Source organism: Microbacterium sp. C5A9 (assembly GCF_022627955.1).
Taxonomy (GTDB): domain Bacteria; phylum Actinomycetota; class Actinomycetes; order Actinomycetales; family Microbacteriaceae; genus Microbacterium.
The window spans coordinates 333050-358143 of the sequence record NZ_JABXGD010000002.1 but is presented as its reverse complement, the minus strand read 5'-3'; the positions used below and the strand labels follow the sequence as shown (position 1 = coordinate 358143).

Here is a 25094-nt window from a genome sequence, read left to right as displayed (position 1 = left end):
GTCAGCTCGACCACGGGAACGTTCAGCGAACAGCCAGGATCACGTCGACGGTGGCGTCGAGAAGCGCGTCGACCTGCTCTTCGCGGTATCCACCGCGCTGCATGCGGAACGCCGCGGAACGGAGCTGTTCCGCGGAGAGCGGCTCGCCGTCGCGAAGGTACCTCACGATGCGTCCCGCGACATGATCGACCTCGTCGACACGGTAGCCGAAGGTGAGCACGTTCGTACGGGCGAAGCGGTGACGCTGCGGGCGGGCGAGGTGATCGAGGATGACCTGCGCATCACCACGTGCCTGATCGACCCATACCCCGGCGCCCCGAGTGCGCACGGCCTGGTCACGCTCGCGGGCGGCCAGCGCGTCTTCGACCCTGCCGAGCGCTGCATCCACCTCGGCGACGACGTACCCGTCCTTCACGAGCGGGAACGAGGCGATTCTGACGTCTGCCGCGGTCAGCTCGCCGTCCGAGTTCTCGAACGCGGCGCGCGCCGCTGCGAGGAAGGTGTCGACGGCCGCGCGGTGATACCCCCGGTCACGTCCGGTCGTGAGCGAGAAGGCAGGAGCCGTGCGCACGGCTCCGTCCTCCGCTGCTCCGTCTGCGGTCGCTACGTCATCGGGAGTCATCACAGCACCGTCCAGGAGGAGAAGAGGAAGTAGAGACACAGCGCCGGAACGGTCGACGGCAGGATGCTGTCGAGCCGATCGAGAAGACCGCCGTGACCGGGAAGCCAGGAACTCATGTCCTTGATTCCGAGATCGCGCTTGAGCATGGACTCGCCGAGGTCGCCCAGAGTCGCGGACAGGAGGATAGCGATTCCGAAGATGACGCCGATCCACCAGGGCAGACCGAGCAGGAAGATCGCCAGCAGCACACCGGCGGTGATCGACCCCACCACCGCACCCCCGAAACCCTCCCAGGTCTTCTTGGGGCTGATCCGTGGGGCCATCGGATGGCGTCCGAATGCGAGTCCCGCAGCGTATGCCCCCGTGTCGGCGACCACGGCGATCGCGATGAAGCTGAGCACCCACCACTGTCCGCCCTCCTGCTTGAGCAGGATGAGCGCGACGGCGGCGAGGAAAGGCACGTAGATCTGGACGAAGCCCGCGACCACCGCATCGGTGAGCACGTCACCGTAGGTGCGACCGTCTTTCGTGATCATCTGCGCGACGAGTCGCCAGACGATCACGAACGCCACGGCGATGAACAGCACCACCCAGACGAGCCACACGTCGACGAAGAACGCCGTGAGGACCAGCAGAGCCGCTGCTCCGAGCTGCGGCCACACGTCCACACGACGGCCTGACGTGCGCAGTGCGAGAGCGAGCTCGTACACCCCGAGAAGCGCGGCCGCGAGAGCGAACGGCACGAAGAGGACCTTGATGAACAGCAGCGATGCGAGCAGAGCGCCGCCGAAGGCGAGGCCGATCAGGATCGCGAGCACGAGATCGCGCCCGGTCCGCTCCTTGATGCGCTCGTTCGCCTGATCGAACTGGTCGCGCGCGTTCGACACATGGCTGCCCAGCTCGTCGCGCGCCAGGCGCCACTGGTCGCGGATCGCGTTGTGGTCGGCGATGTCGAGAGACGACAGCCCCGCCCGGACATCGCGCGACGGCAGCGGCGGACGCGGCGGCACGTTCGCAGTGTCGAACGCCGGAACCGCGCCGTCTGCAAGCGGAACACCGCCGGTTGACGCCGACGAATCGCGCACGTCACGGCGCGTGGGGGGCTGGTCGACGCCAGCACCGGTGGAATCGTCGGACATCCCGCCTACACCTCGAGCAGTTCAGCCTCTTTGCGCTTGAGTGCGTCGTCGATGAGGTCGACGTGCTGGCGCGTGAGTGCGTCGAGTTCCTTCTCGCCACGTGCGATCTCGTCTTCGCCGACATCGCTCTTGAGCGCATCGAGCTCGTCCTTCGCCTTACGACGGATGCCGCGGACGTGGACCTTCGCGTCCTCACCCTTCGCCTTGACGAGCTTGACGTACTCCTTGCGACGATCAGCCGTGAGCTCGGGCATCGTCACCCGGACGATGTTGCCGTCGTTCGTCGGGTTGGCACCGAGGTTCGGCATGTCGCGCACGGCCTGCTCGATAGCCTTGAGCGCCGACTTGTCGTACGGCGTGATGAGCAGCGATCGGGCCTCGGGGTTCGCGAGCGATGCGAGCTGAGCGAGCGGCGTCGGCGTTCCGTAGTAGTCCACGAGGAGCTTCTGGAAGAGCTGCGGGTTCGCCCGCCCCGTGCGCACCGTGGAGAAGTCCTCCTTGGCGGCGTCGACCGCTCGGGCCATACGTGAAGTGGTTTCTGCGAGGACATCCGCGATCACGGTGACTCCTATCGTCGGGGTGTGAGGAAATTCTATCGGGCCGGACCCGTGAGCCCGGTGAGGCTCTCAGGCGGTGACGAGAGTTCCGATGGGCTCGCCGAGGAGGGCGCGGGTCACATTGCCCACGGGCTCCATGCCGAAGACGCGCATGTCCATGTTGTTGTCCATGCACAGGCTGAACGCCGTCGAATCCACGACCTTGAGACCCTGCTGAAGGGCGTCGCGATACGTGACTCGTTCGATCCGCTCGGCATCCGCGTGCTTGTTCGGGTCGGCGGTGTAGATCGCGTCGACACCGTTCTTGGCGACGAGCACCTCCTGCGCGCCGATCTCGAGAGCACGCTGGGCGGCGACGGTGTCGGTGGAGAAGTACGGCAGGCCCGCGCCGGCGCCGAAGATGACGACACGGCCCTTCTCCATGTGGCGCTCCGCGCGCAGCGGGATGTAGGGCTCCGCGACCTGGGTCATGGAGATCGCCGACTGCACGCGGGTGGGCGCACCGGCCTGCTCGAGGAAGTCCTGCAGGGCGAGGGCGTTCATCACGGTCCCGAGCATCCCCATGTAGTCGGCCCGACCACGATCCATGCCTCGCTGGCTGAGCTCCGCGCCGCGGAAGAAGTTGCCTCCGCCGACGACGATCGCGATCTCCACGCGATCCACCGCCGCTGCGATGTCACGGGCGATCTGGCTGACCACGTCGGGGTTGACGCCGAGCTGGCCGGCGCCGAACGCCTCGCCGGAGAGCTTCAGAAGGACGCGGCGGCGTCCGGTGCGTTCGGTCATGGATATTGTCCTCTCGTCCCATTCAAGATAGTGCCTTCTGGGCATGAAGAAGGGGTTCGGATCCTGCGGATCCGAACCCCTTCGACGATGTTACGCGCCGACCTTGAAGCGCGCGAAGTCGGTCACGGTGAGACCGGCGTTCTGCGCCACCTGGGCGACGGACAGCTTGTTGTCCTTCGCGTAGTCCTGCTCGAGCAGTGCGACCTGCTTGATGAACGCGGAGACACGACCCTCGACGATCTTGGGCAGAGCAGCCTCCGGCTTGCCCTCGTTGCGGGAGATCTCGGTGACGATCTCGCGTTCCTTCTCCACGGCGTCGGCCGGGACGTCCTCGCGGGACAGGTACGACGGGTTCGCGAACGAGATGTGCTGCGCGATGCTGCGAGCGGTCTCGGCGTCGTCACCCGAGTAGGCGACGACGACACCGATCTGCGGCGGCAGGTCCTTGCTCGTGCGGTGCAGGTAGACCTCGACCTTGTCGCCGGAGATCGTACGCACGCGGCGCAGTTCGACCTTCTCGCCGATGATCGCTGCCTCTTCCGAGATGACCTGCTCGACGCTCTTGTCGCCTGCCTGAGCGGCGAGACCGGCCTCGACCGAGTCGGCCTTCACGGCGGCGACGGCGTCGGCGACCTTGTCGGCCAGCGCGATGAAGCGCTCGTTCTTGGCGACGAAGTCCGTCTCGCAGGCGAGCTCGATGAGCGTCACAGCGCCATCCTGCTCGCGAGCGACGATGAGTCCTTCGCTGGTGGAACGGTCGGCGCGCTTCGCGTTGCCCTTGGCACCCTTGAGACGCAGGATCTCGGTGGCCTTCTCGACGTCTCCGTCAGCCTCCTCGAGCGCCTTCTTGGTGTCGACCATTCCCGTGCCGAGCTGCTCACGCAGCGCCTTGAGGTCGGCGATGGTGAAGTTGGCCATGTGTGGTGGCTCCTTGCTTCGTGATGTGTGGTGGTCGCGGAATTACTTGGCGTCTGCCTCAGCGGGGGCCTCGGCGGCCTCTGCTGCGGGGGCCTCAGCGGCCTCGGCGTCTGCGGCAGGTGCCTCAGCGGCAGCGTCCTCGGCCGGAGCCTCAGCAGCAGCGTCCTCAGCAGGTGCCTCAGCGGCAGCGTCCTCAGCCGGAGCCTCGAGAAGCTCGCGCTCCCAGTCGGCCAGCGGCTCTGCGTCGCCCGTCTCAGGGTTGTGCTTCTGCTGGAGGCCCTCGGCCGCAGCGTCGGCGATGATGCGCGTCAGCAGCGAGACGGAGCGGATCGCGTCGTCGTTGCCGGGGATCGGGTACTGGAAGTCGTCCGGGTCGGCGTTCGTGTCGAGGATTCCGATCACGGGGATGCCGAGCTTCTTGGCCTCGTCGATCGCGAGGTGCTCACGCTTGGCGTCGACGACCCAGAGGGCGGACGGCGTCTTGGTGAGGTTGCGGATACCGCCGAGCGACTTGTGCAGCTTGTCGAGCTCGCGCTTCTTGAGGAGCAGCTCCTTCTTGGTGAAGCCCGACGCAGCGGGGTTCTCGTAGTCGAGCTCCTCGAGCTCCTTCATGCGAGCGAGACGCTTCGCGATGGTGGAGAAGTTGGTGAGGAGTCCACCGAGCCAGCGCTGGTTGACGTAGGGCTGACCGACGCGGGTCGCCTGCTCGACGAGGATCTCCTGCGCCTGCTTCTTGGTGCCCACGAAGAGGATCGTGCCGCCGTGCGCGACGGTCTCCTTGACGAAGTCGTAGGCCTTGTCGATGTAGCCGAGCGACTGCTGGAGGTCGATGATGTGGATGCCGCTGCGCTCCGTGAGGATGAAGCGCTTGACCTTCGGGTTCCACCGACGGGTCTGGTGTCCGAAGTGCACGCCGCTGTCGAGCAGCTGGCGGATGGTGACCACAGCCATGGTCGTCTCCTTGTTCTGACGCGATTCTGCGTCGTTGAGGTTGTCGAGTCGATCGGACGATCGGACTCCCTGGTGCCCGGCGCACACCCACCTGTTCGGGAACAGGACCTATGGGAGTGGATGCCACGACTGAAGTCGCTCTGGGCACGCGTAGTCACCCCGATATCGAGGTGCTCGTCCAGCATACAGGATCCGGGAACCGGACTCGCTCTGCACCGGGCCTCGGTCGATCGACCTCTCCCCCGCCATGGACCCGACCGAGCGACGTGCCGGTATCGGGTCGCGGGGATGACGCAGGATCGTTCGATGCACAGCACCCTCGGCATGCGCGCTCTCCGCCTCCTGGCGGTCGCCGCCCTCAGCCTGTCGATCAGCCCGTCTTCGGTCGCATACGCCGTGACCCCGCCCGGCGCTGACCCGTCCTCTCCGACCTGGGAGTGGCCCGTCGGAGGCCCCCGAGACATCGTGGCGCCCTATCGAGCCCCCGCACACGACTACGCGGCCGGCCATCGCGGTGTCGATCTCGCGGCAGGGACAGCCGCAGTTGTCCGCGCACCGGCTCCCGGGGTCGTGGCCTTCCGCGGCACCGTAGTCGACCGCCCGCTCCTCACCATCGAGCATCCGGGAGGGTATGTCTCGACCTTCGAACCGCTCCTGTCGGATCTCTCCCCCGGCGACTCCGTCTCGGCGGGAGATCCGATCGGCACGGTCGATCGCGGTGGACACGCTGCCGCGGGAACACTGCATCTCGGCGTCCGTCTCGACGGCGCCTATCTCAATCCGCTTCTGCTGTTCGGCGCTGTGCCCCGTGCCGTACTGCTGCCCTGCTGCGAGACGCTGTGACGGCGAACGAGCCCTCCCGGCGTGCCGCGATTCAGCCGACAGGGGTGGCGATGCGATTCAGGCGCGTGGATGCGCGAGCCGATATGTGGCCGTCAGCCGCTCCGCGGACACATGGGTGTAGATCTGGGTCGTACCGAGACTCGCATGCCCGAGGATCTCCTGCACCGCACGGAGATCCGCGCCGCCGTCGAGGAGGTGTGTCGCCGCGGTGTGGCGGAGCGCGTGCGGACCCACAGTGTCGGCGCCGACGAACGGGGACAGCGCCTCCGCGACCACCGTGTACACCGCGCGGGATCCGATACGCGCGCCGCGCGTGCTCAGGAACAGCGCGCTGGTGGTCGTGGACGAACGCACGAGCAGAGCCGGGCGTGATCGCGTCAGGTACGCCCCGATGGCCGCACGCGCGGGTGCCCCGAACGGCACGACCCGCTCCTTCGCTCCCTTGCCGAGCACCCGAGCGGTCCCACGATCGAGATCGACGTCATCGACGTCGAGCCCGCACAGCTCTGAGACGCGGATGCCCGCACCGTAGAGGAGCTCGAGGACACCGTGGTCTCGAAGGGCGATCGGGTCCCCCGACTCGGCCGCGTCGCGCTGCGCGTCGAGAAGTCGCTTCATCGCCTCCTGCGAGGCGACGGTGGGCAGAGTGCGACCTCGCTTCGGCGCGACGAGTCGAAGGCTGGGATCGAGCTCGATCAGTCCCTGCTCCTGTGCCCAGCTGAAGAAGGACCGCGCCGCAGCCGCTCGACGGGCGAGCGTCGAACGTGCATCCCCCCGCTGCGTCGAACGCCACAGCCACTCTCGGAGCGTCTCGAGATCGACATCGTCGAGTGCGGCTGTTCCGACGACTGCGCCGAGGTCCCGCAGATCCGAGCGATAGGCGCGCACGGTCGCGCTCGACAGCCGACGCACCTTCTCGAGATGATCGGCGAACGCCTCCGCGGCCACCGGGAACTCCATGCTGACAGCTTGCCCGAGCCGGCCGAGAGCGGGGATCAGCCTCGCCGTCCACGAGTCGGCTTCTTCTTCCACCCCGCAGCCGTCTGCTCGACGATCCCCTCGAGCTCGAGCACCCCGAGGAGTGCCCTCACACGGTCGGGAGCCAAGCCCGCCCGCCTCGCGATCTCGACGAGAGGCACCCCGGATCGCGTTCCGATCGCGTCCAGCAGCCGCACCTGCTCGGCATCGATCACGTTCTCCGCAGTCTCGCCGTCCGGTGACAGGCTCTCCCAGAGCTCCCGGACCTCCGCCGTGTTCGTCACGCATCGGGCGTCGTACTCGCGGAGCAGCCGGTGACACCCCGCCGACGCGGCGGAGGTCACCGGTCCCGGCACAGCTCCGAGCGGCCTGCCGAGGGACGCCGCGTGCCCCGCGGTGTTGAGGGATCCGCTTCGCCAGCCCGCTTCGACCACGACCGTGGCCTGCCCGAGGGCCGCGATCAGACGGTTGCGCGAGAGGAATCGCCACTTCGTCGGCGCGACGCCGCAGGGCACCTCGCTGACGACCGCACCGGTGTCGGCGATCCGGCGCAGCAGCTGCTGATGGCCTTGCGGATACGCCCTGTCCACGCCGCCGGCGAGGAAGGCGACGGTCGCGCCGTCGACCGCGAGCGCCGCGCGATGAGCAGCGCCGTCGATTCCGTAGGCGCCCCCGGAGACGATGACCGCTCCCGACGCCGCGAGGTCACCCGCGAGTTCTGCGGCGACCATCTCGCCGTAGGCACTCGCAGCCCGCGCCCCGACGATGGCGACGCGGGGCCCGCGTCGGAGCAACGACGGGCGCCCACGCACCCACAGAAGGACCGGGGTGTGGGCTCCGAGATCATCGAGGGCCATCGGCCACTCGGGGTCGCCCGGAACGATCAGCCGGGCGGACACGTCTCTGGCGTCTGTGACAGCGCGTCGCACACTGCGGGGGTCGGCGCGGGCCGACCAGCGGGAGATCCCCTCCGCGAGCGTCCTGCTCTCGCGCCCCGGCGGTACGAGCGTGCGCGGCTCGCCGAAGACGAACCGCAGGGCTTCCGCCGCGCCCAACTCGCCGATCAACGTGCCCGCCACGCCATCCCCCGGTTCGGCGAGCACCGACCAGGCGATGCGCGCGATCGTCTCGGGATCATCTCCGCTCGGATGCACGTCGTCGACGGCGGCGCGAAGCTCTGCGTCCGAGAGCAGCGCATCGATCATGAGCTGAACCCCCGCTTGAGGAAGAGGGCTCCACCGATCTCATCGCGACCGGGCCTCTCCACTCCGGCGAGGTCGGCCATCGTCCAGGCGACCCGAAGGACGCGGTCATAGCCGCGCAGGGTGAGTGCGCCGCGCTCCAGAGCTCTCTCGAGCGGAGCGCGGGCCTGCGGATCGATCCGCACGTCGAGTTGGCGCAGCCGTGCACCGGGGATCTCGCCGTTGCACCGCCACGGCGTCCCCCGCCACCGCACAGCTGCGCGGTCCCTCGCCGCGCGGACACGTTCACGGGCCGCCGCGGTGGTGACCGTCGAACGGTCGCCGCTCACCGCCCTGGCCACCGACACCCGCGCCACCTGCAGTTCGATGTCGAGACGGTCGCGGAGTGGACCGGACAGCCGCGTCGCGTAGCGGCGGATGGCAAGCGACGGGCAGACGCACTCCGCTCCCCGAACCCCGTGATTCCCACACGGACACGGGTTCATCGCCAGCACGAGCTGGAATCGCGCGGGGTAGCTCGCGGTGAAGCCGGCTCGACTCACCTCGATCGTTCCGGCCTCGAGCGGCTGGCGGAGCGAGTCGAGCGCGACGCGCGAGAACTCGGCGGCTTCATCGAGGAAGAGGACGCCCCGGTGCGCGCGGACGATCGCACCGGGACGCGCCGCCCGCGAACCTCCGCCGACCAGCGCCGCGACCGATGCGCTGTGGTGCGGCGCCTCGAGAGGCGGAACGAGATCGAGACTGCGCACCGACTCCCCCGTGAGAGAACGGATCGACGCGACCTCGAGCGCCTCGTCGTCGCTGAGCGGCGGCAGGATGCCCGGGAGGCGTCGCGCCAGCATGGTCTTGCCCGCACCGGGCGGTCCGCTGAGGAGCATGTGATGACCGCCCGCCGCAGCGACGACCAGCGCCTCGACCGCAGTGTCCTGCCCCACCACGTCGGCGAGATCGACCGATTCCGCCGGCTCGTCGATGCCCCCGGGCGAGCCGACAGGCTCGACGTCACCCACCTCGACGTCCGCTCCATGCCACAGCGCCACCTGAGCGAGCGTCGTCGCCGCGCGCACGTCGATCCCCGGGACGAGCATCGCCTCCGCCTCGTTCGCATGGGGGACGATCACCGTCTCGAAGCCCGCGCGCATGGCTGCGAAGACGGCAGGGAGCACTCCGGTGACCGGCCGCAGACGGCCGTCGAGTCCCAGCTCGCCCAGATGGACGGTCTGAGCGATCGACCTCCCCCGCACCGTCCCTCCCGCGGCCAGCGCGGCCACGGCGATGCCCAGATCGAAGGCCGACCCCTGCTTCGGCAGGCTCGCCGGCGAGAGGTTCACCGTCAGCCGACGTCGGGGAAGCGGCAGCCCTACGTTCTTGCAGGCGTTGTGCACCCGTTGAACGGCTTCCCCGAGAGACTTGTCCGGCAGGCCGATGATCTTGAACTCCGGGGTCTGATTCGAGAGATCCGCCTCGACTTCGACCATGTGCCCGACCACGCCCGTGAGAGCCACCGCCCAGGTCCGCGCCGTCGTCATGGCAGGTCCGTGAGGTGCTCGAGCTCGCCGGTGGAGGGATCGTCTCCGACGATCCCGATCGCTTCGATCGCGATGTCGAGTCCCCTGGCTTGTTCGGGATGCGCCGCGGCCCACGCATGCGCGAGCTGCCAGAGACGTCGGAGCTTGCGGTTGTCGAGCGCCTCGAAGGGATGACCGAAGGCTGTCGTTCGCCGCGTCTTCACCTCGACGACGGCGAGGCGACGGTCGATCCGGGCGACGATGTCCAATTCGCCCTGGGCGGAGCGCCAGTTCCTGTCGAGGATGCGATAGCCGATCGCATTCAGATGAAGGACCGCACGCTGTTCACCGGCTCTGCCGAGTTCGTCTTTCGCTGCCATGGAGACAGCCTGCCGATGATCATCACCTCGGGTCGGGACAGGCTCGTGAGATCACCGGCTTACCGGGGAAACCTCGAGAACCTGCGCGCTGTGCAGAGCAGGTCACTCCCCGTCGAGCGAGAGCTCCTGAGGAATCTCGAACTCACGACGCTGCAGCTCTTCGACGTTCACATCTTTGAACGTGAGCACGCGAACCGCCTTGACGAAGCGGTCGGCGCGATAGATGTCCCAGACCCAGACATCGCTCATCGAGATCTCGAAGTAGAAGTCGTGCTCCGTGTCGCGCCGGACGACATTGACCTCGTTGGCGAGGTAGAACCGTCGCTCGGTCTCGACGACGTACTGGAACTGCGCGACGACGTCGCGGTACTCGCGGAACAGTGCGAGTTCGAGCTCGCGGTCGTAGTCGTCGAAGGCTTCCTCATCCATGATGACTCCATCCTAGAGTCGACGGCGCGGCTGAGCCGCACGGGGCATCAGAACAACGTCGGCGCATCGGCGATCGCCCAGGATGAGCGGTGGTGCGGAGACAGGCCCAGCGCGCGGATGGCCTGACGGTGCTCGGCACTCGCGTACCCCTTGTTCCTGTCCCATTGATAGGTCGGGTGCCCCTCGTGGATCTCCGCCATGTAGGTGTCGCGGGCGACCTTCGCGATCACCGATGCCGCCGAGACCGACGCGCAGTCCCGATCGGCCTTGATCACCGGCCGCACCTGGAGAGCGGCCGGGTGAACGGACGAGAGATAGTCGTAGTTGCCGTCGAGCAGCACCAGAGCATTCGTGAGCACGGCCCCCTGGTCGGCGATGCTCTGCACAGCGCGTGACGCGGCGAGTCCCAGGGCGCGCATGATCCCCACCTCGTCGATCTCCGTCGAGGTCGCCCAGCCGACGCCCGAGGCCTGAACCCACGCCGATGCGCGAACCGCGACGTCAGGTCTGCGCTTCTCTGTGACCAGCTTGGAGTCTCGAAGCCCTTCCGGCACGCGTCGCCGAGCACCGCTGGCGTCCATCATCGCGGCGCCGACCGCGACAGGTCCGGCCAAGGCTCCTCGGCCGACCTCATCGAGCGCGATGACGAGGTCGAACTCGTTGAGAAGCCTCCGCTCCAGAGCGAGCGTCGGAACCGCCACTGTCATTCCGGGTCCGGAACGCCGTTGAAGCTGTCATGGTGGCCGTCGATCGTGCCGAGTCGGTCGAGCGGCCAGGTGGTGAGGAACGCCCTGCCGACCACGTTCGCGAGGGGCACGAATCCGCCGCTGGGCAGATCCTGATGCGCGCGCGAATCTCGCGATCGATCCCGGTTGTCGCCGAGCAGCCACAGAGAATCGGCGGGAACGGTGACGTCGAATGCCTCGTTCGATGCGGCTGTGTCACCATCCGGGAGGTTGAGGTAGTCGAGCTCGTCGATCGGAGCACCGTTGATGGTGATCTGACCGAGGGCGTTGCAGCACACCACGTGGTCGCCAGGCAGGCCGATGACCCGCTTGACGAGGTGGTCCTGCGAATCCGTCGCCGAGATGCCGACCACGTTGAGCACCCAGTCGACCGCCTCGATCAGAGGCGGCTGCGCGGGCGTCTGCGGCACGCCGTCGAGCCACCCGCCCGGATCCTTGAAGACGACGACGTCTCCTCGATCGTAGGAGGTCCAGCGGGGCGTGAGTTCGTCCACGAGGATCCGGTCCTTCACCATCAGCGTCCGCTCCATCGACGCAGACGGGATGTAGAACGAGCGGACGACGAAGGTCTTCACCACGAACGATACGAGAGCGGCGATCACGATGATCACGAGCACGTCGCGAAGGAAGATCAGAAGACCGCGCCGACGCCTGGTCGGGGACGGGGACGCAGCCGCTGAGTCAGTCGTCATCTGGAATCCTTCACAGTCTCGAACCGCTCGGAGACGGCACATCCAAGGTTCGCACACCTCGCTGAAAACACAGCGCCCCGGGACATCGTGTCCCGGGGTGCTGTGGAGAACGCGAGCGTCAGTTGTCGCGCTTCTCCTTGATCTTCGCCTTCTTGCCGCGCAGCTGGCGGAGGTAGTACAGCTTCGCGCGACGCACGTCACCGCGGGTGACGACCTCGATGTGGTCGATCACCGGGGAGTGCACCGGGAAGGTACGCTCGACGCCGACCTGGAAGCTGATCTTGCGCACGGTGAAGGTCTCGCGCACACCATCGCCCTGGCGGCCGATGACGACGCCCTTGAAGACCTGGATACGCGAGCGGGTTCCCTCGGTGATGTTCACGTGCACGTTGACCGTGTCACCGGGGTGGAAGACGGGAATGTCGGAGCGCAGGGATGCTGCGTCGACGGCGTCGAGGATCTGCATGATCGTCTCTCTCTGCACTCGCCTCAGGTCGGATGCATGATGTAGGAAGGAATAAGAACGGGTTCGTGCTGAACGGCGCCGAAGCGTCCGCGGGCTCCCCTGAGGCAGAGCCGGTCACGGCACAAAGAACCATTCTGCCACGTAAGCACTTCGCAGCCAAAATGCGGTGCTGAGGTCAGTCGCGCGAGTCGGTCTCCCTGACGACGATGACCTCGTGCGGACGTGCGGAGCGCGGAGACGAACTCGCTTCGTCGACACCCTCGGTCATGGACCACGACACGGTCTGACGGAAGCCGGCGCCGTTCGCCTTGGCCTCGGTCCACAGCTGCCAGAACTGCAGCCAGAACATGCCGATCCCCACGACGACAGCCGCGGCGAGGAGCCAGCCGAACGCACCGTCGATGAAGCAGCCGACCGCGATGGTCAGGCCGTGCCACAGGGTGAAGCCACCGACATCCCACCAGGACACCGCCCGCTCGGCCCGCACCGAGGGGCGCGAGCGCGTGAGGAGCGTGAGCACGAGCTGACCGACGAAGACGGACGGAACCGCGATGAAGAGCACCCAGAGGATCGACCACCCGCCCTGGAAGACGCCCCAGCCGATCAACAGCCACAGAGGCAGCAGGAAGGCCGCCGGAATCAGCCAGCGGAAGAACGCCTGACGCAACCACATGTCTGAATCGTACGACGATGCACCGACGTCTGTCCCGGTGTTCGCTGTGAGCGCGTGGACGCCCATCATCGGTATATCGGGGAGAATGGAACGGACGAGAGGACACCCGATGATCGAACTGCGCACCCCTGCCGAGATCGACGAGATGCGCGCCGCAGGACGATTCGTGGCCGAGACCCTGGCCACTCTGCGGGATGAGACGAAGGTCGGAACGAACCTGCTGTCCATCGACCGCCGAGCACACGACATGATCCGCAAGGCGGGTGCCGAGTCCTGCTACATCGACTACCACCCGTCGTTCGGCGCGAGCCCGTTCGGCAAGGTCATCTGCACCTCCATCAACGACGCGGTCCTGCACGGACTCCCCCACGACTACGCGCTGCGCGACGGGGACCTCGTCTCCCTCGACTTCGCGGTCTCCGTCGACGGCTGGGTCGCCGACTCGGCCGTCTCGTTCGTCGTGGGAACGCCACGCGACGAAGACCTCCGGATCATCGAGACGACCGAGCGAGCTCTGGATGCCGCCATCGCCGCGGCTGTCGTCGGAAACCGGATCGGCGACATCTCAGCCGCCATCGCGGGCGTGTCCCACGGCGAGGGGTACTCGATCAACACCGACTTCGGCGGGCACGGCGTCGGACGCATCATGCACGGCGATCCGCACGTGCCCAACGACGGACGGGCAGGACGCGGGTTCCCTCTGCGTGAGGGCCTCGTGTTCGCGCTCGAGCCCTGGCTGCTCGAGACCACCGATGAGCTCGTGACAGACCCCGACGGGTGGACGCTCCGCAGCGTCGACGGGTCGAGAGGAGCTCATTCCGAGCACACCGTCGCCGTGACGGCTGAAGGGCCGATCATCCTGACCGACAGGTCTTTCCTCGGCGTCGACTGAGTCCGGAACGCTGCGGCGCCCCCGATCACGCGCGCCGATAGACGAAGACGTCGGTGACGATCGGCAGGTCGTAGTGCGCCTGCCCGCGGGTCTCGGGGTCCGTGTCGAGGATCTCCTCGATCGCTGCGAACATCGCCGCGCGGGTCGCATCATCCGCGACGATGAAGGTGCTGACCGTGGACCAGCGCTTCAGGTACGCCGTCCGCTCGATCCGTTCCGTCCACTGGATCTGCTCGTGCGCGACGAAGCGGAATCCGGGCAGTTCCTCTGCCGCGCTGCTCGTGGTGCCGTCGTCGGCGGCGACCGCGGGGTGAGCGATTCGGTGAGCCTCGCGATCCCAGGCGCTCGCAGGATCGGAACGATTCCAGATCAATTCGAGAGTTCCGCCCGGCGCCAGAACGCGAGCGATCTCCGCGCAGGCTCGGATCCGGTCGAACCAGTGGAAGGCCTGAGCCACCGTGACCACGTCCACCGACTCATCGTCGAGGGGGATCTGCTCGGCGCTCGCACGGTGCGCATCGACATCCGGCAGCTTCGCCCGCAGGACGGCCAGCATCGGCTCGGACGGCTCGACCGCGATCACGCGCGCCGCTCGCCCGGCGAGGAGCTCCGTGAACTTGCCCGTGCCCGCACCGAGATCCAGTACGGCTCCCACGGGTTCGGGGATCAGGAGGTCGACTGCCGCAGCTGGAAACCCGGGACGATAGCGGTCGTAGTCCGCCCCGATACCCTCGAACGATCTCGCCAGTGCCTCGTCGACCATGATTCGACGCTAGCAGCAGGCCGAGACATCACCCGGCCGTCGAAGCGAGCGCGGACGATCGCGGCGTCGAGACGTTAGTCCTCCGACTCGTCCGCGAGGAGATCCGGGCGACGCGCGCGCGTCCGCTCGATCTGCTGATCGCGACGCCACGCGGCGATCGCCTTGTGGTTGCCGCTCAGCAGGACGTCGGGAACGGGACGGTCTCTCCATGACGACGGCTTCGTGTACGACGGATACTCGAGGAGCCCGTCCTCATGCGATTCCTCGACGAGGCTCTCGGGATTCCCCACGACTCCGGGGATCAACCGGCCGATGGCCTCGATCATCGCCATGGTGGCGACCTCACCCCCGTTGAGGACGTAATCGCCGAGGCTGATGAGCCGCACCTCGCCGAGCGATGATGCGTACTCGAACACACGCTCGTCGATTCCCTCGTAGCGCCCGCAGCCGAAGATCAGGTGCTCTCGTGTGCTCAAGTCACGCGCGGTGGCCTGAGTGAACACCTCACCCGCCGGGGAGGGGAAGATGATCGTCGGCCCCTGCTCCGAGGGAGACGGAGCGGCAGACGCGAGATCGTCGAGCGCCAGCGCCCACGGCTCGGGCTTCATCACCATGCCCGCGCCACCGCCGTAGGGAGTGTCGTCGACGGTGCGATGACGATCGGAGGTCCAGTCGCGGAGATCCCGGACCGTCAGGTCGAGGATGCCCGAACTCTGCGCCTTGCCGAGGAGGGACAGCGCCAGACCGTCGAAGTACGTCGGGAAGATGGAGAGGACGTCGATGCGCACGGCAGTAGCGTTCCTGCGATCACTCGGAGGCGTCGGCGTCCGAGGATTCCCCCGAGTCCGGCGTCTCGGAGGCGTCGGGGAGCTCTTCGAAGAGACCGGCGGGCGGGGTGACGATCACACGTCCGGCGGTGACGTCGACAGTGGGCACGATCGCCTGCACGAACGGCACCATGACCTCCTGGTCGCCCGTCTTGACGATGAGAAGATCCTGCGCGGGGAAGTGCTCCACCCGCGCGACCTTGCCGACCACGACATCGTCGCGAACGACGTCGAGACCGACGAGCTGGTGGTCGAACCAGGCGTCTTCCTCGGCCTCATCGGCGTCCTGGTCGATCCAGAGGATGGCCCGGACGAGGCTCTCCGCGCCTTCGCGATCGTCGACGTCGTTGAGGAACACGACCGGATTGCCGTTCATCACGCGGTACTCGCGGACGACGACCGTCTTGCCGTGCCACGGAGATGCCTCGGGCACCTGCAACGTGAATTCGGCTCCCGGGGTGAAACGACGCTCGGGATTGTCGGTGTACAGCTCCAGCTTCAGCGCGCCCTTCAGGCCATGAGCCTTGACGAGACGCCCCACACGGAGCTGGTTCTTGCCCTGGTTGCGTTCTTTCGACACCACGTCAGTCGTCCGCGACGTCGACGCGGACGCGTCGCCCATCCGCCAGAGCAGAGATGAGCGTACGCAGTGCCTTCGCGGTGCGGCCGCCGCGCCCGATCACGCGTCCACGATCATCGGGGTGAACGCGCACCTCGAGGAGATCGCCTCGCGGCGAGGTGGACGAGTTGATACGCACATCCTCCGGGTGATCGACGATCCCCTTGACGATGTGTTCGAGCGCGGCGGCGAGCACGACGAATTACTCGGCGTCGGCGGCGGGGGCCTCAGCGGCCTCCGCGTCGGCAGCGGCGGGAGCCTCCTCAGCGGGAGCCTCCACCTTCTTCTCCGCCTTCGGCTTGACGACCGACTTCTTCGCGGCGTCGACCTCGAACGGAGCCTTGGGCTCTGCCACCTTGAGGGTGGACTTCGCGTCCTTGTCGCCCTTGAACTTGCCCCAGTCGCCCGTGATCTTGAGAAGGGCGGTGACCTGCTCGGTCGGCTGCGCGCCGACGGAGAGCCAGTACTGAGCACGCTCGGAGTCGACCTCGATGAACGAGGGCTCCTCGGTGGGGTGGTACTTGCCGATCTCCTCGATCACACGACCATCGCGCTTGGTGCGCGAGTCGGCGACGACGATGCGGTAGTACGGCGCGCGGATCTTGCCCAGGCGCTTGAGACGAATCTTGACAGCCACGATTCTCCTGAATTGTGTGGAAGGAAACGAACCGGTCGCCTGGAGAGTGGGGTGCACACCCGGCGGAAGCTCAAATAGGGAGGACGAGTGCTGGATAGAGGGTCGAGCACGTCGTCCGACCTTCTATTCTGCCAGATGCGCGCGCCAGGAGCGAAACGCTGCGACACGACGGTTGCCGTGTCGCCGCAGACGCGTGTCAGACTGTGCTCGTGAAGCTCGATTTCGCGCCATCCGCGCGGTCCACCGTCGGCCTGGAATGGGAGATCATGCTCGCCGATCCGGCGAGTGGCGATCTCGTCGGTCGCGCGCCCGAGCTGCTGGCAGCACTCGAAGCGGAGAGCGCCGACGAACGCCACACGGTGACCGGAGAGCTGCTCACCAACACCATCGAGGTCACCAGCGGCATCGGCGATTCGGTGGCCCACGCCGTCGACGACATCGCCAACGCCATCACGGCAGTTCGCTCGGCGACCGACCCGGCCGGCATCGAGCTTCTCTCGGCGGGGAGCCATCCGTTCGCGCAGTGGTACGACCAGGAAGTGACCGACAAGACCCGGTACCACACCCTCATCGAGCGCACGCAGTGGTGGGGACGCAACATGATGATCTGGGGAATCCACGTCCACATCGGCGTCGAGGATCAGCGCAAGGTGATCCCCATCATCAACGCGCTGGCCGCGTATCTCCCCCATCTGCAGTCGCTGGCCGCATCGAGCCCTTTCTGGGCGGGCGAGCGCACCGGATATGCCTCGAACCGCGCTCTCGTCTTCCAGCAGCTGCCGACAGCGGGCCTGCCCTGGCCGCTGCGGGACTGGTCTCAGTACGAGTCGTATCTCGACGACATGGTGCGGACCGGGGTCATGGCGGATGCCACGGAGGTCCGCTGGGACATCCGCCCCGCACCCCGGTGGGGGACGATCGAGGTACGCGCCTGCGACGGCCTCTCGACGCTGCCCGAACTCGCGGCCATGGCGGCCCTCGTGCAGGTGCTCGTGGAGCATCTGTCGCGTCAGCTCGACGAGGGGCGGGACCTCGCGGAGATGCCCGCCTGGTTCCATCGGGAGAACAAATGGCGCGCGGCGCGCTACGGCCTCGACGCGCGCGTGATCGTCGACGCGGCGGGAGCCCAGCGTCCCGTACGCGAACACCTGGCGGAGATCGTCGAGGAACTCGCGCCTGTCGCAGTGGAGCTCGGCTGCGTGCGGGAGTTCGGGAGCATCGGGTCGATCCTGAAGGACGGCGCCAGCTACGAGCGGCAGCTGACCATCGCGAACGCCACCGGAGGGGATCTCGGTGCTGTCGTGCAGCATCTGATCCGCGAATTCCGGTCCGGCCCCGAAGCGTCGACCGACGGCCCCTGAGATCAGTCCTCGACCAGCATCCGCGCCAGCCCCTCGTCGAGCACGACGTCGGTGATGAGCTCGGCGGCGATCGCGGCCCGCAGGCTCACGAGCTTGGGCACCCCCGAGACGACGCACACGCGCCGCGGCACTCGGCGCAGCCTGTCGAGACCGGGACCGGTCGCCCGTGCATTCACCCGGATGTCCCGCCACGAGCCGTCCGCGCGGAAGAACACGGTCGCGACGTCGCCGATCGCGTGGTCTTCGCGCAGGCTCCGGTAGTCGTCCCTGCTGAGGTAGCCGCCGACGTAGACCCGGCTCGGAACCTCGGCCGCGGGCGAACCGAGACTGAACACCGCGATGTCCATCTTCGACTGGAGATCGAGCACGCGACGTGTGCTGCGCTCCCGCCACATCGCCTCGCGAGTCGACGGGTCGTCGAAGAACGCGGGGACCGGGAACTGCTGCACCTGGGCGCCGAACGCACTTCCGAAACGCTGCAGGATGTCACTCGAGTACTCGACGCCGCTCGTCTGGGTGTTGCCGGCGCCATTGAGCTGCACGAACGTCGTGTTGTGCGTCTCCTTCTGCGTGAGGCCGCGACTCACGGCGCTGATCGTGGACCCCCAGGCGACTCCGACGATCATGTTCGAGTCGACGAACTGCGACAGCAGCCGCCCTGCCGTCAGAGCCACCCGCTCGAGGCGCTCGACCTCGCTGACGATCTCAGGGATGGGGACGACGTGAGCGACGACGTGATGCCGGTCCCGGATGCGCTGTTCGAGCATCCCCAGTCGTTCGAGCGGCGAGTTGATGCGGATGTCCACGAGCCCGCTCTCGCGTGCGTAGCTCAGGAGCCGGGAGACCGACGACCGTGACGTGCCCAGCTCCTGGGCGATGACCTCCATGGTCTTGTCCTGCATGTAGTACAGCTGCGCCGCGGTGAGCGCGGCGATCAGTTTCGCATCCCGGGATTCTGCGCCTGCCTGGCTCATATCGTCCTCCTGGACATCGATCCTTGCACATATGTGCAGCTGGCTTGCGCACAGTGGCCGTGCGGGTCGAAGCTGGGAGCAAGCAGAGAGAAGGGTCGAAGATGATCGAGTCGACACACTCATCACCGGAACGCGCGGACGTCCGCGCCGTCCGTGAGTCCGGACGCACCAGCGTCGTCATCATCGGAGCGGGCATCAACGGGATCTCCACGTTCCGCGACCTCGCGCTTCAGGGCGTCGACGTCCTGCTCGTCGAACGCGGAGACTTCGCGTCCGGCGCGTCTGCGGCGTCGAGCCACATGATCCACGGTGGCATCCGCTATCTCGAGAACGGCGAGTTCCGCCTCGTCCGCGAGTCGGTCGAGGAGCGTAACGGTCTGCTCAAGATCGCGCCCCACTACGTCAAGCCGCTGCAGACGACGATCCCGATCTACTCGACCTTCTCGGGAATCCTCTCCGCTCCCCTGCGCTTCCTCACGCACAAGAGCGGCAAGCCGCAGGAGCGCGGAGCCTTCCTGATCAAGGTCGGCCTCACGATCTACGACACCTTCTCGCGCGACGGTGGCACGGTTCCCCGCCACCGCTTCCTGGGACGCAAGCGCTCGCTCGCCGAGCTGCCTTCGCTCGACCCGAACATCAAGTACACGGCGACCTACTACGACGCATCCATGCACGACCCGGAGCGCCTCGCGCTCGACGTCCTCCAGGACGGTCGCACCGCGCACCCCGGTGCGGTGGCACTGAACTACGTCGAGGCGATCGGTCGCGACGGTGCGAAGGTCCTGCTGCGCGATCGCGAGAGCGGCACCGAGTTCTCGGTGACCGCCGACGTCGTGGTCAATGCCTCCGGGCCGTGGACCGACCTCACGAACGACTCCCTCGGCACGGACACCCACTTCATGGGCGGCACCAAGGGCTCGCACATCGTGCTCGATCACCCCGAGCTCCTCGAAGCCACCCGGGGTCGTGAGATCTTCTTCGAGCACTCCGACGGGCGCATCGTGCTCATCTACCCGCTCAAGGGACGCGTGCTCGTCGGAACCACCGACATCGATGCCGACCCGCGCGAGGTCCCGGTGTGCACCGACGAGGAGATCGACTACTTCTTCGATCTGATCCACCACGTGTTCCCGCAGATCGACGTGACCCGCGAGCAGATCGTGTACAACTTCTCCGGCATCCGTCCCCTCCCGCGTCACGAGGACACGGCACCCGGCTTCGTCTCGCGGGACTACCGCATCGAGGTCGACGAAAAGGGCGCCGCCCCGCTCGTGAGCCTGGTCGGCGGAAAGTGGACGACCTTCCGCGCTCTCGGCGAGTCGCTGTCCGACGTGGTCCTCGGCATCATCGGACGCACGCGCACCGTGTCGACCGTGGGTCGGGCGATCGGCGGGGGTCGCGACTTCCCCCGCACCGAGAAGGCCCGTCGCATCTGGATCCAGGAGAACCTGCCTGGTGCCGGCGACCGCGCGGAGCGCCTGCTCGCGCGTTACGGCACGCGCGCCGCTCAGGTCTGGGCGTTCATCGAGCAGGGCGACGACGCGCCGCTCGCGGGCGGCGACCTCTCGACACGGGAGCTCGCATGGATGGTCGAGAACGAGATGGTCGCTCGCCTGCAGGATGTCGTCCTGCGGCGCACGAGCATCGCGTTCGTCGGACACGCCGATGCGGATGTCCTCGAAGAGCTTGCCGATGCACTGGCTCCTCTGCTCGACTGGGACCGTGCACGGCACGACGCCGAGCTCGAGCAGACCCGTCTGCTGCTGAACGAACGACATGGACTCCAGATCTCGTCCCGCGCACGCGGCTGACGAGTGATCCGAACGCCGCCCTCCACGCGGTGTAATTCCAACAAGTGCCAGGGCTATGGGGCCCTGGCACTCAAGAAAGGTCAAAGAAGACATGACTGACGTGAATCTCGGTCTCTACTTCCTGTCGGAGTTCGTCGGCACAGCGATGCTGATCCTCCTGGGTTGTGGTGTCGTCGCCAACGTCGCCCTCGCCAAGAACAAGGGCTTCGGCGGCGGCTTCCTGATGGTCAACTGGGGGTGGGGTCTCGCGGTCTTCGTGGGTGTCCTCGCGTCCGCCTACTCCGGCGCTATCCTGAACCCCGCTGTCGGCATCGGCCTCCTGGTCGCCGGCAAGATCGACTTCTCGCAGTTCGCAGTCGCGACCGGCGCGGAGCTTCTCGGTGCGATCGTCGGTGCGATCCTCACCTGGCTCGCCTACAAGCAGCATTTCGATGAGGAGCCGGAGGCCGCCAACAAGCTCGGCGTGTTCTCGACCGGCCCCGCGATCCGCTCCTACGGCTGGAACCTCGTCACCGAGGTCATCGGCACCTTCGTCCTCGTGTTCGCGGTCTTCGCGTTCGCGGACTACGGCGTCGCCGACATCGGAACCCCGGGAGGCCTCGGACCGCTCAGCGCGCTCCCGGTCGCACTCGTGGTTGTCGCCATCGGCGCCTCGCTCGGTGGTCCGACCGGCTACGCGATCAACCCTGCACGTGACCTCGGACCTCGTATCGCTCACGCGATCCTGCCGATCAAGGGCAAGGGCTCGAGCGACTGGTCGTACTCGTGGGTCCCGGTCGTCGGCCCCCTCATCGGTGGCGTCCTCGCCGCCCTCGCCGCACCCGTCCTGCTCAGCCTCGCCTGAACCCGAACCCGAACCTGACTTCAAAGGAGAACACCATGGCCGACTACATCATCGCCATCGATCAGGGCACCACCTCCAGCCGCGCGATCATCTTCGACAAGAAGGGCAGCATCGTCGCGACCGGCCAGAAGGAGCACGAGCAGATCCTCCCGAAGGCGGGCTGGGTCGAGCACGACCCCGCCGAGATCTGGCGCAACGTCCAGGAGGTCATCGGACTTGCCCTGAGCCGTGCAGACCTGACGCGTCATGACATCGCCGCCGTCGGAATCACCAACCAGCGTGAGACCGCCGTGGTCTGGGACAAGACGACCGGCAAGGCCGTCTACAACGCCATCGTCTGGCAGGACACCCGCACGCAGGAGATCGTCGACCGCCTCGCGGCCGAGGGCGGCGTCGAGCGGTTCAAGCCCATCGTCGGCCTCCCCCTCGCCACCTACTTCTCCGGCACCAAGATCGCCTGGATCCTCGAGAACGTCGAGGGCGCACGCGAGAAGGCCGAGGCAGGCGACCTCGTCTTCGGCACGACGGACAGCTGGGTGCTGTGGAACCTCACCGGCGGCGTCGACGGCGGCGTTCACGTGACCGATGTCACCAACGCCTCGCGCACGATGTTCATGGATCTCGAGACGCTCGAATGGCGCGACGACATCCTCGACGCCTTCGGAGTTCCGCGCTCGATGATGCCGGAGATCCGCTCGTCCTCCGAGGTGTACGGCGCCGCCGAGGACTCGTCGCTGCTTCGCGAGACGCCGATCGCCGGCATCCTGGGCGACCAGCAGGCCGCGACGTTCGGCCAGGCCGCCTTCAACACGGGCGAGAGCAAGAACACCTACGGCACGGGATGCTTCCTGATCTTCAACACGGGCGAGGAGATCGTCCACTCGAAGAACGGGCTGCTCACCACCGTCGGCTACAAGCTCGGCGACGGGCCCACGCACTACGCGCTCGAGGGCTCGATCGCCGTCACGGGATCGCTGATCCAGTGGCTGCGCGACCAGCTCGGCATCATCGGCTCCGCTCCCGAGGTCGAAGAGCTCGCCAAGAAGGTCGACGACAACGGCGGCGTGTACATCGTCCCCGCATTCTCGGGTCTGTTCGCGCCGTACTGGCGTCCGGACGCACGCGGCGCGATCGTGGGCCTCACCCGCTACGCGAACAAGAACCACATCGCTCGCGCCGCGCTGGAGGCTGTCGCCTTCCAGACCCGGGACGTCCTCGACGCGGTCAACGCCGACGCCGGTGTCGACCTCACCGAGCTCAAGGTCGACGGCGGCATGGTCGCGAACGACGCGCTCATGCAGTTCCAGGCCGACGTCCTCGGTGTCCCGGTCGTTCGTCCGGTCGTCGCGGAGACGACCGCACTCGGCGCCGCGTACGCCGCCGGCCTCGCTGTCGGCTTCTGGAACGGTCTGGACGACCTCTCCGCCAACTGGCAGGAGGACCGTCGCTGGGAGCCGTCGATGGAGGACGCGGAGCGCGACCGTCAGCTGCGTCTGTGGCGCAAGGCCGTCAGCAAGTCGATGGACTGGGTCGACGAAGACGTGAAGTGACCTCAGATCTCTGAGGAGACGGGCTCGGAGGATTCCTCCGGGCCCGTTTCGTCTCGTCAGCGGGGCGTCATCTCTTCGACAACCCGCAGGAAGGCGACGGCGACCGCCCGCGGCGCACGGTCGTCCCACGCGACGTACTGGATGCGCAGAGGACCGTCTCCGAGGTCGACAGCCACCGCATCCGTCGATGACTCGGCGATCACGATCGGAGACAGCAGCGCGACAGCGAGCCCGACGGAGACGAGCCCGAGGATCAGCTCGGAGGAGTCGGCCTCGAAGGCCACGTCACGCGCTATTCCGGAGGCCGCGAAGGCCGCATCGCCCTGCGCGCGCCCCGAGGTTCCTGCAGGGAAGTCAGCGAACACCTCGCCGTCGAGGTCGGCGAGCCGGACCCCGCCGCGCCGCGCGGCGAGTCGATGTGTCGGCGGCACGGCGACGGCCAGCCGCTCGCGCCCGAGCTCGCGCGCCGCGACGCCTCGCGGAGATGCTCCCTCCCGCAGGCCGAGCAGCGCGACATCGAGCGCGCCCCGCCGCACTGCGTCAGCCAGGGTGTCGCTGTTGCCGACCGTGAGCTCGACCCGCGCGTCGGGATGCGCCGCCCGGAACCGCGAGATCACCTCAGGCACCGAGACCGCGCGGGCGGTGGGGATGACGCCGAGGCGAAGCGTGCCGACGACGCGCCCGACCGCCGCGGCCGCAGCCTCGCGCGCCTCGTCGACGGCGAGCACAGCCGCTCTCGCATGGATCAGGAACGCCTCCCCCGCATCCGTCGTCCGCACACTTCGACTCGAGCGGACGAAGAGACGCTGTCCGAGTTCACGCTCGAGAGCCGCGATCTGATGACTGAGCGCCGACTGGGTGACGAAGCATCGCTCGGCGGCGCGGGTGAAACTCGACTGGGAGGCGACTTCGACGACGTACCTCAGCTGCTGCAGATCCATTCGTCCATGATCGCTCTTCATCATCGAGATGAGAACCATGTGTTGGACTCATAATCGGTTCGCGATCAGGCTGAGGACATGAATCGAGCGACGCTTGTGCTTCTCACGGCAGTGGCCCCCATCTCGTGGGGGACGACCTACCTGGTGACGACCGAGCTGCTGCCTGCGGGGCATCCGCTGCTGGCCGGTCTGCTCCGCTCGCTCCCCGCCGGTGTCATCGCCCTGGCCCTCGCACGCACTCTGCCCACCGGAGGGTGGTGGCTGCGATCGCTGCTGCTCGGAACCCTCAACATCGGCGCGTTCTTCCCGCTGCTGTTCCTGGCGGCCGAGCGGCTGCCCGGCGGGGTGGCCGCGGCCGTCGCGGGTGTGCAGCCGCTGATCATCCTCAGCCTGGGAGCGCTCGTGCTCCGCGACCCCGTCCGCCCCGGCACCGCGGCCGCCGCTGTGGTGGGAGCGGGTGGAGTCGCGCTCGTCGTGCTGGGTCCGACCGCCCAGCTCGACGCACTGGGTGTCCTCGCGGCGCTGGGCGGCGTGACGGCGACGGCTCTCGGCATGATCCTCACCAAGCGCTGGGGACGGCCTGCGGGCGTCGGCCCGATCGCGTATGCGGGCTGGCAGCTCACCGCGGGCGGACTGGTCCTGCTGCCTCTCACGCTGGTGTTCGAAGGCGCTCCACCCGCGATCGACGGCGGCGCCGTTCTCGGATACGCCTGGCTGGGCATCGTCGGCGGGTTGCTCGCCTACACGCTCTGGTTCCGCGGGATCCAACAGCTGCCGGTCATCGCGCCGGGGCTGCTCGCGCTGCTCTCCCCCGTCGTGGCGACCCTTCTGGGTGCGCTCGTCGCGGGTGAGACGTTCAGCCCGATTCAGGCGCTCGGACTCGCCCTCGTACTCGTTGCCCTCGTCGCCGGCCAGGTGACAGCGCTCAGGAGGCCGCGCCGGTCGCAGGCGCCGGAGTCGGTGCTGCGACCGTCGAAGTCCTGAA

General features: G+C 67.5%; 29 protein-coding genes. 7 read left to right on the top strand and 22 right to left on the bottom strand.

The window, feature by feature from the left end; translation table 11 throughout:
- Positions 1-22: 22 nt before the first annotated feature.
- From HWD99_RS04950 to rpsB, 6 genes are all read right to left on the bottom strand, one after another.
- Positions 23-622, bottom strand: coding sequence for a DivIVA domain-containing protein (locus HWD99_RS04950; protein WP_241795130.1), 600 nt, complete (start codon positions 620-622; stop codon positions 23-25).
- Positions 622-1761, bottom strand: coding sequence for a phosphatidate cytidylyltransferase (locus HWD99_RS04945; RefSeq protein ID WP_241795129.1), 1140 nt, complete (start codon positions 1759-1761; stop codon positions 622-624). Before HWD99_RS04945 ends, HWD99_RS04950 begins: the two co-directional genes overlap by 1 nt.
- Positions 1762-1766: 5 nt before the next feature.
- Positions 1767-2321 (bottom strand): ribosome recycling factor, encoded by a 555-nt coding sequence (frr, locus tag HWD99_RS04940; protein WP_241795128.1) that lies wholly within the window; start codon positions 2319-2321, stop codon positions 1767-1769.
- Between the two features lie 66 nt (positions 2322-2387).
- Complete coding sequence (gene pyrH, locus HWD99_RS04935) at positions 2388-3104, bottom strand: UMP kinase (protein WP_241795127.1); 717 nt, start codon at positions 3102-3104, stop codon at positions 2388-2390.
- 90 nt (positions 3105-3194) lie between these two features.
- On the bottom strand, positions 3195-4022 hold the full coding sequence (gene tsf, locus HWD99_RS04930) for a translation elongation factor Ts (RefSeq protein ID WP_241795126.1): 828 nt from the start codon (positions 4020-4022) through the stop codon (positions 3195-3197).
- 42 nt (positions 4023-4064) lie between these two features.
- Positions 4065-4973: a 30S ribosomal protein S2 gene (rpsB, locus tag HWD99_RS04925; protein ID WP_241795125.1), complete on the bottom strand. Its 909-nt coding sequence runs from the start codon at positions 4971-4973 to the stop codon at positions 4065-4067.
- Positions 4974-5279: 306 nt separating this feature from the next.
- Between rpsB and HWD99_RS04920 the strand changes: the two genes are divergently transcribed.
- The gene (locus HWD99_RS04920) at positions 5280-5816 is read left to right on the top strand and encodes a murein hydrolase activator EnvC (RefSeq protein WP_241795124.1); all 537 of its coding nucleotides are present in this window, start codon (positions 5280-5282) and stop codon (positions 5814-5816) included.
- A 57-nt stretch (positions 5817-5873) separates the two neighbouring features.
- On the opposite strand, the gene HWD99_RS04915 is transcribed toward HWD99_RS04920, so the two are convergent.
- From HWD99_RS04915 to HWD99_RS04875, 9 genes are all read right to left on the bottom strand, one after another.
- Positions 5874-6776, bottom strand: coding sequence for a tyrosine recombinase XerC (locus HWD99_RS04915; protein ID WP_241795123.1), 903 nt, complete (start codon positions 6774-6776; stop codon positions 5874-5876).
- A gap of 35 nt (positions 6777-6811) precedes the next feature.
- On the bottom strand, positions 6812-7999 hold the full coding sequence (gene dprA, locus HWD99_RS04910; RefSeq protein ID WP_241795122.1) for a DNA-processing protein DprA: 1188 nt from the start codon (positions 7997-7999) through the stop codon (positions 6812-6814).
- Complete coding sequence (locus HWD99_RS04905; RefSeq protein WP_241795121.1) at positions 7996-9525, bottom strand: YifB family Mg chelatase-like AAA ATPase; 1530 nt, start codon at positions 9523-9525, stop codon at positions 7996-7998. Before HWD99_RS04905 ends, dprA begins: the two co-directional genes overlap by 4 nt.
- Complete coding sequence (locus HWD99_RS04900; RefSeq protein WP_241795120.1) at positions 9522-9884, bottom strand: YraN family protein; 363 nt, start codon at positions 9882-9884, stop codon at positions 9522-9524. The genes HWD99_RS04905 and HWD99_RS04900 overlap by 4 nt, the downstream gene beginning before the upstream one ends.
- 102 nt (positions 9885-9986) lie before the next feature.
- Complete coding sequence (locus tag HWD99_RS04895) at positions 9987-10313, bottom strand: DUF2469 family protein (protein ID WP_056419488.1); 327 nt, start codon at positions 10311-10313, stop codon at positions 9987-9989.
- A 47-nt stretch (positions 10314-10360) separates the two neighbouring features.
- Positions 10361-11020 carry a ribonuclease HII gene (locus HWD99_RS04890; RefSeq protein ID WP_241795119.1) on the bottom strand — a complete coding sequence of 220 codons (660 nt, stop codon included), beginning with the start codon at positions 11018-11020 and terminating at the stop codon, positions 10361-10363.
- Positions 11017-11751 (bottom strand): signal peptidase I, encoded by a 735-nt coding sequence (gene lepB / locus HWD99_RS04885; protein WP_241795118.1) that lies wholly within the window; start codon positions 11749-11751, stop codon positions 11017-11019. Before lepB ends, HWD99_RS04890 begins: the two co-directional genes overlap by 4 nt.
- 118 nt (positions 11752-11869) lie before the next feature.
- Positions 11870-12217: a 50S ribosomal protein L19 gene (gene rplS / locus HWD99_RS04880; RefSeq protein WP_194764096.1), complete on the bottom strand. Its 348-nt coding sequence runs from the start codon at positions 12215-12217 to the stop codon at positions 11870-11872.
- A gap of 175 nt (positions 12218-12392) precedes the next feature.
- Positions 12393-12890, bottom strand: a complete 498-nt coding sequence (locus HWD99_RS04875) for an MFS transporter permease (protein WP_241795117.1) — start codon at positions 12888-12890, stop codon at positions 12393-12395.
- Positions 12891-12999: 109 nt separating this feature from the next.
- Here HWD99_RS04875 and map point away from each other — a divergent pair, with 109 nt between their 5' ends.
- Positions 13000-13782: a type I methionyl aminopeptidase gene (map, locus tag HWD99_RS04870; RefSeq protein WP_241795116.1), complete on the top strand. Its 783-nt coding sequence runs from the start codon at positions 13000-13002 to the stop codon at positions 13780-13782.
- 25 nt (positions 13783-13807) lie between these two features.
- Here the strand turns inward: map and HWD99_RS04865 are convergent, their stop codons facing one another.
- The 5 genes from HWD99_RS04865 to rpsP form a co-directional block, all read right to left on the bottom strand.
- Positions 13808-14545 (bottom strand): class I SAM-dependent methyltransferase, encoded by a 738-nt coding sequence (locus HWD99_RS04865; protein WP_241795115.1) that lies wholly within the window; start codon positions 14543-14545, stop codon positions 13808-13810.
- A 74-nt stretch (positions 14546-14619) separates the two neighbouring features.
- Positions 14620-15333: a tRNA (guanosine(37)-N1)-methyltransferase TrmD gene (gene trmD / locus HWD99_RS04860; RefSeq protein WP_241795114.1), complete on the bottom strand. Its 714-nt coding sequence runs from the start codon at positions 15331-15333 to the stop codon at positions 14620-14622.
- Positions 15334-15352: 19 nt separating this feature from the next.
- The gene (gene rimM / locus HWD99_RS04855; RefSeq protein ID WP_241795113.1) at positions 15353-15955 is read right to left on the bottom strand and encodes a ribosome maturation factor RimM; all 603 of its coding nucleotides are present in this window, start codon (positions 15953-15955) and stop codon (positions 15353-15355) included.
- 1 nt (position 15956) lies between these two features.
- Entirely contained in the window at positions 15957-16187 is a 231-nt protein-coding gene (locus HWD99_RS04850; protein WP_056307930.1) for an RNA-binding protein, read from the bottom strand.
- Positions 16188-16193: 6 nt separating this feature from the next.
- Positions 16194-16628: a 30S ribosomal protein S16 gene (gene rpsP, locus HWD99_RS04845; protein ID WP_241795112.1), complete on the bottom strand. Its 435-nt coding sequence runs from the start codon at positions 16626-16628 to the stop codon at positions 16194-16196.
- A gap of 209 nt (positions 16629-16837) precedes the next feature.
- On the opposite strand from rpsP, the gene HWD99_RS04840 reads away from it, so the two are divergent.
- Complete coding sequence (locus HWD99_RS04840; RefSeq protein ID WP_241795111.1) at positions 16838-17989, top strand: glutamate--cysteine ligase; 1152 nt, start codon at positions 16838-16840, stop codon at positions 17987-17989.
- 2 nt (positions 17990-17991) lie between these two features.
- On the opposite strand, the gene HWD99_RS04835 is transcribed toward HWD99_RS04840, so the two are convergent.
- Positions 17992-18963 (bottom strand): sugar-binding transcriptional regulator, encoded by a 972-nt coding sequence (locus tag HWD99_RS04835; protein WP_241795110.1) that lies wholly within the window; start codon positions 18961-18963, stop codon positions 17992-17994.
- A gap of 101 nt (positions 18964-19064) precedes the next feature.
- Here HWD99_RS04835 and HWD99_RS04830 point away from each other — a divergent pair, with 101 nt between their 5' ends.
- The 3 genes from HWD99_RS04830 (at position 19065) to glpK (ending at position 23168) form a co-directional block, all read left to right on the top strand.
- Positions 19065-20774, top strand: a complete 1710-nt coding sequence (locus tag HWD99_RS04830; RefSeq protein WP_241795109.1) for a glycerol-3-phosphate dehydrogenase/oxidase — start codon at positions 19065-19067, stop codon at positions 20772-20774.
- 91 nt (positions 20775-20865) lie between these two features.
- Positions 20866-21618: an MIP/aquaporin family protein gene (locus HWD99_RS04825; protein ID WP_241795108.1), complete on the top strand. Its 753-nt coding sequence runs from the start codon at positions 20866-20868 to the stop codon at positions 21616-21618.
- 35 nt (positions 21619-21653) lie between these two features.
- On the top strand, positions 21654-23168 hold the full coding sequence (glpK, locus tag HWD99_RS04820) for a glycerol kinase GlpK (protein ID WP_241795107.1): 1515 nt from the start codon (positions 21654-21656) through the stop codon (positions 23166-23168).
- Positions 23169-23224: 56 nt separating this feature from the next.
- On the opposite strand, the gene HWD99_RS04815 is transcribed toward glpK, so the two are convergent.
- Positions 23225-24148: a LysR family transcriptional regulator gene (locus HWD99_RS04815; protein ID WP_241795106.1), complete on the bottom strand. Its 924-nt coding sequence runs from the start codon at positions 24146-24148 to the stop codon at positions 23225-23227.
- A 39-nt stretch (positions 24149-24187) separates the two neighbouring features.
- Between HWD99_RS04815 and HWD99_RS04810 the strand changes: the two genes are divergently transcribed.
- Positions 24188-25093, top strand: coding sequence for an EamA family transporter (locus tag HWD99_RS04810; protein WP_241795105.1), 906 nt, complete (start codon positions 24188-24190; stop codon positions 25091-25093).
- Position 25094: the final 1 nt, after the last annotated feature.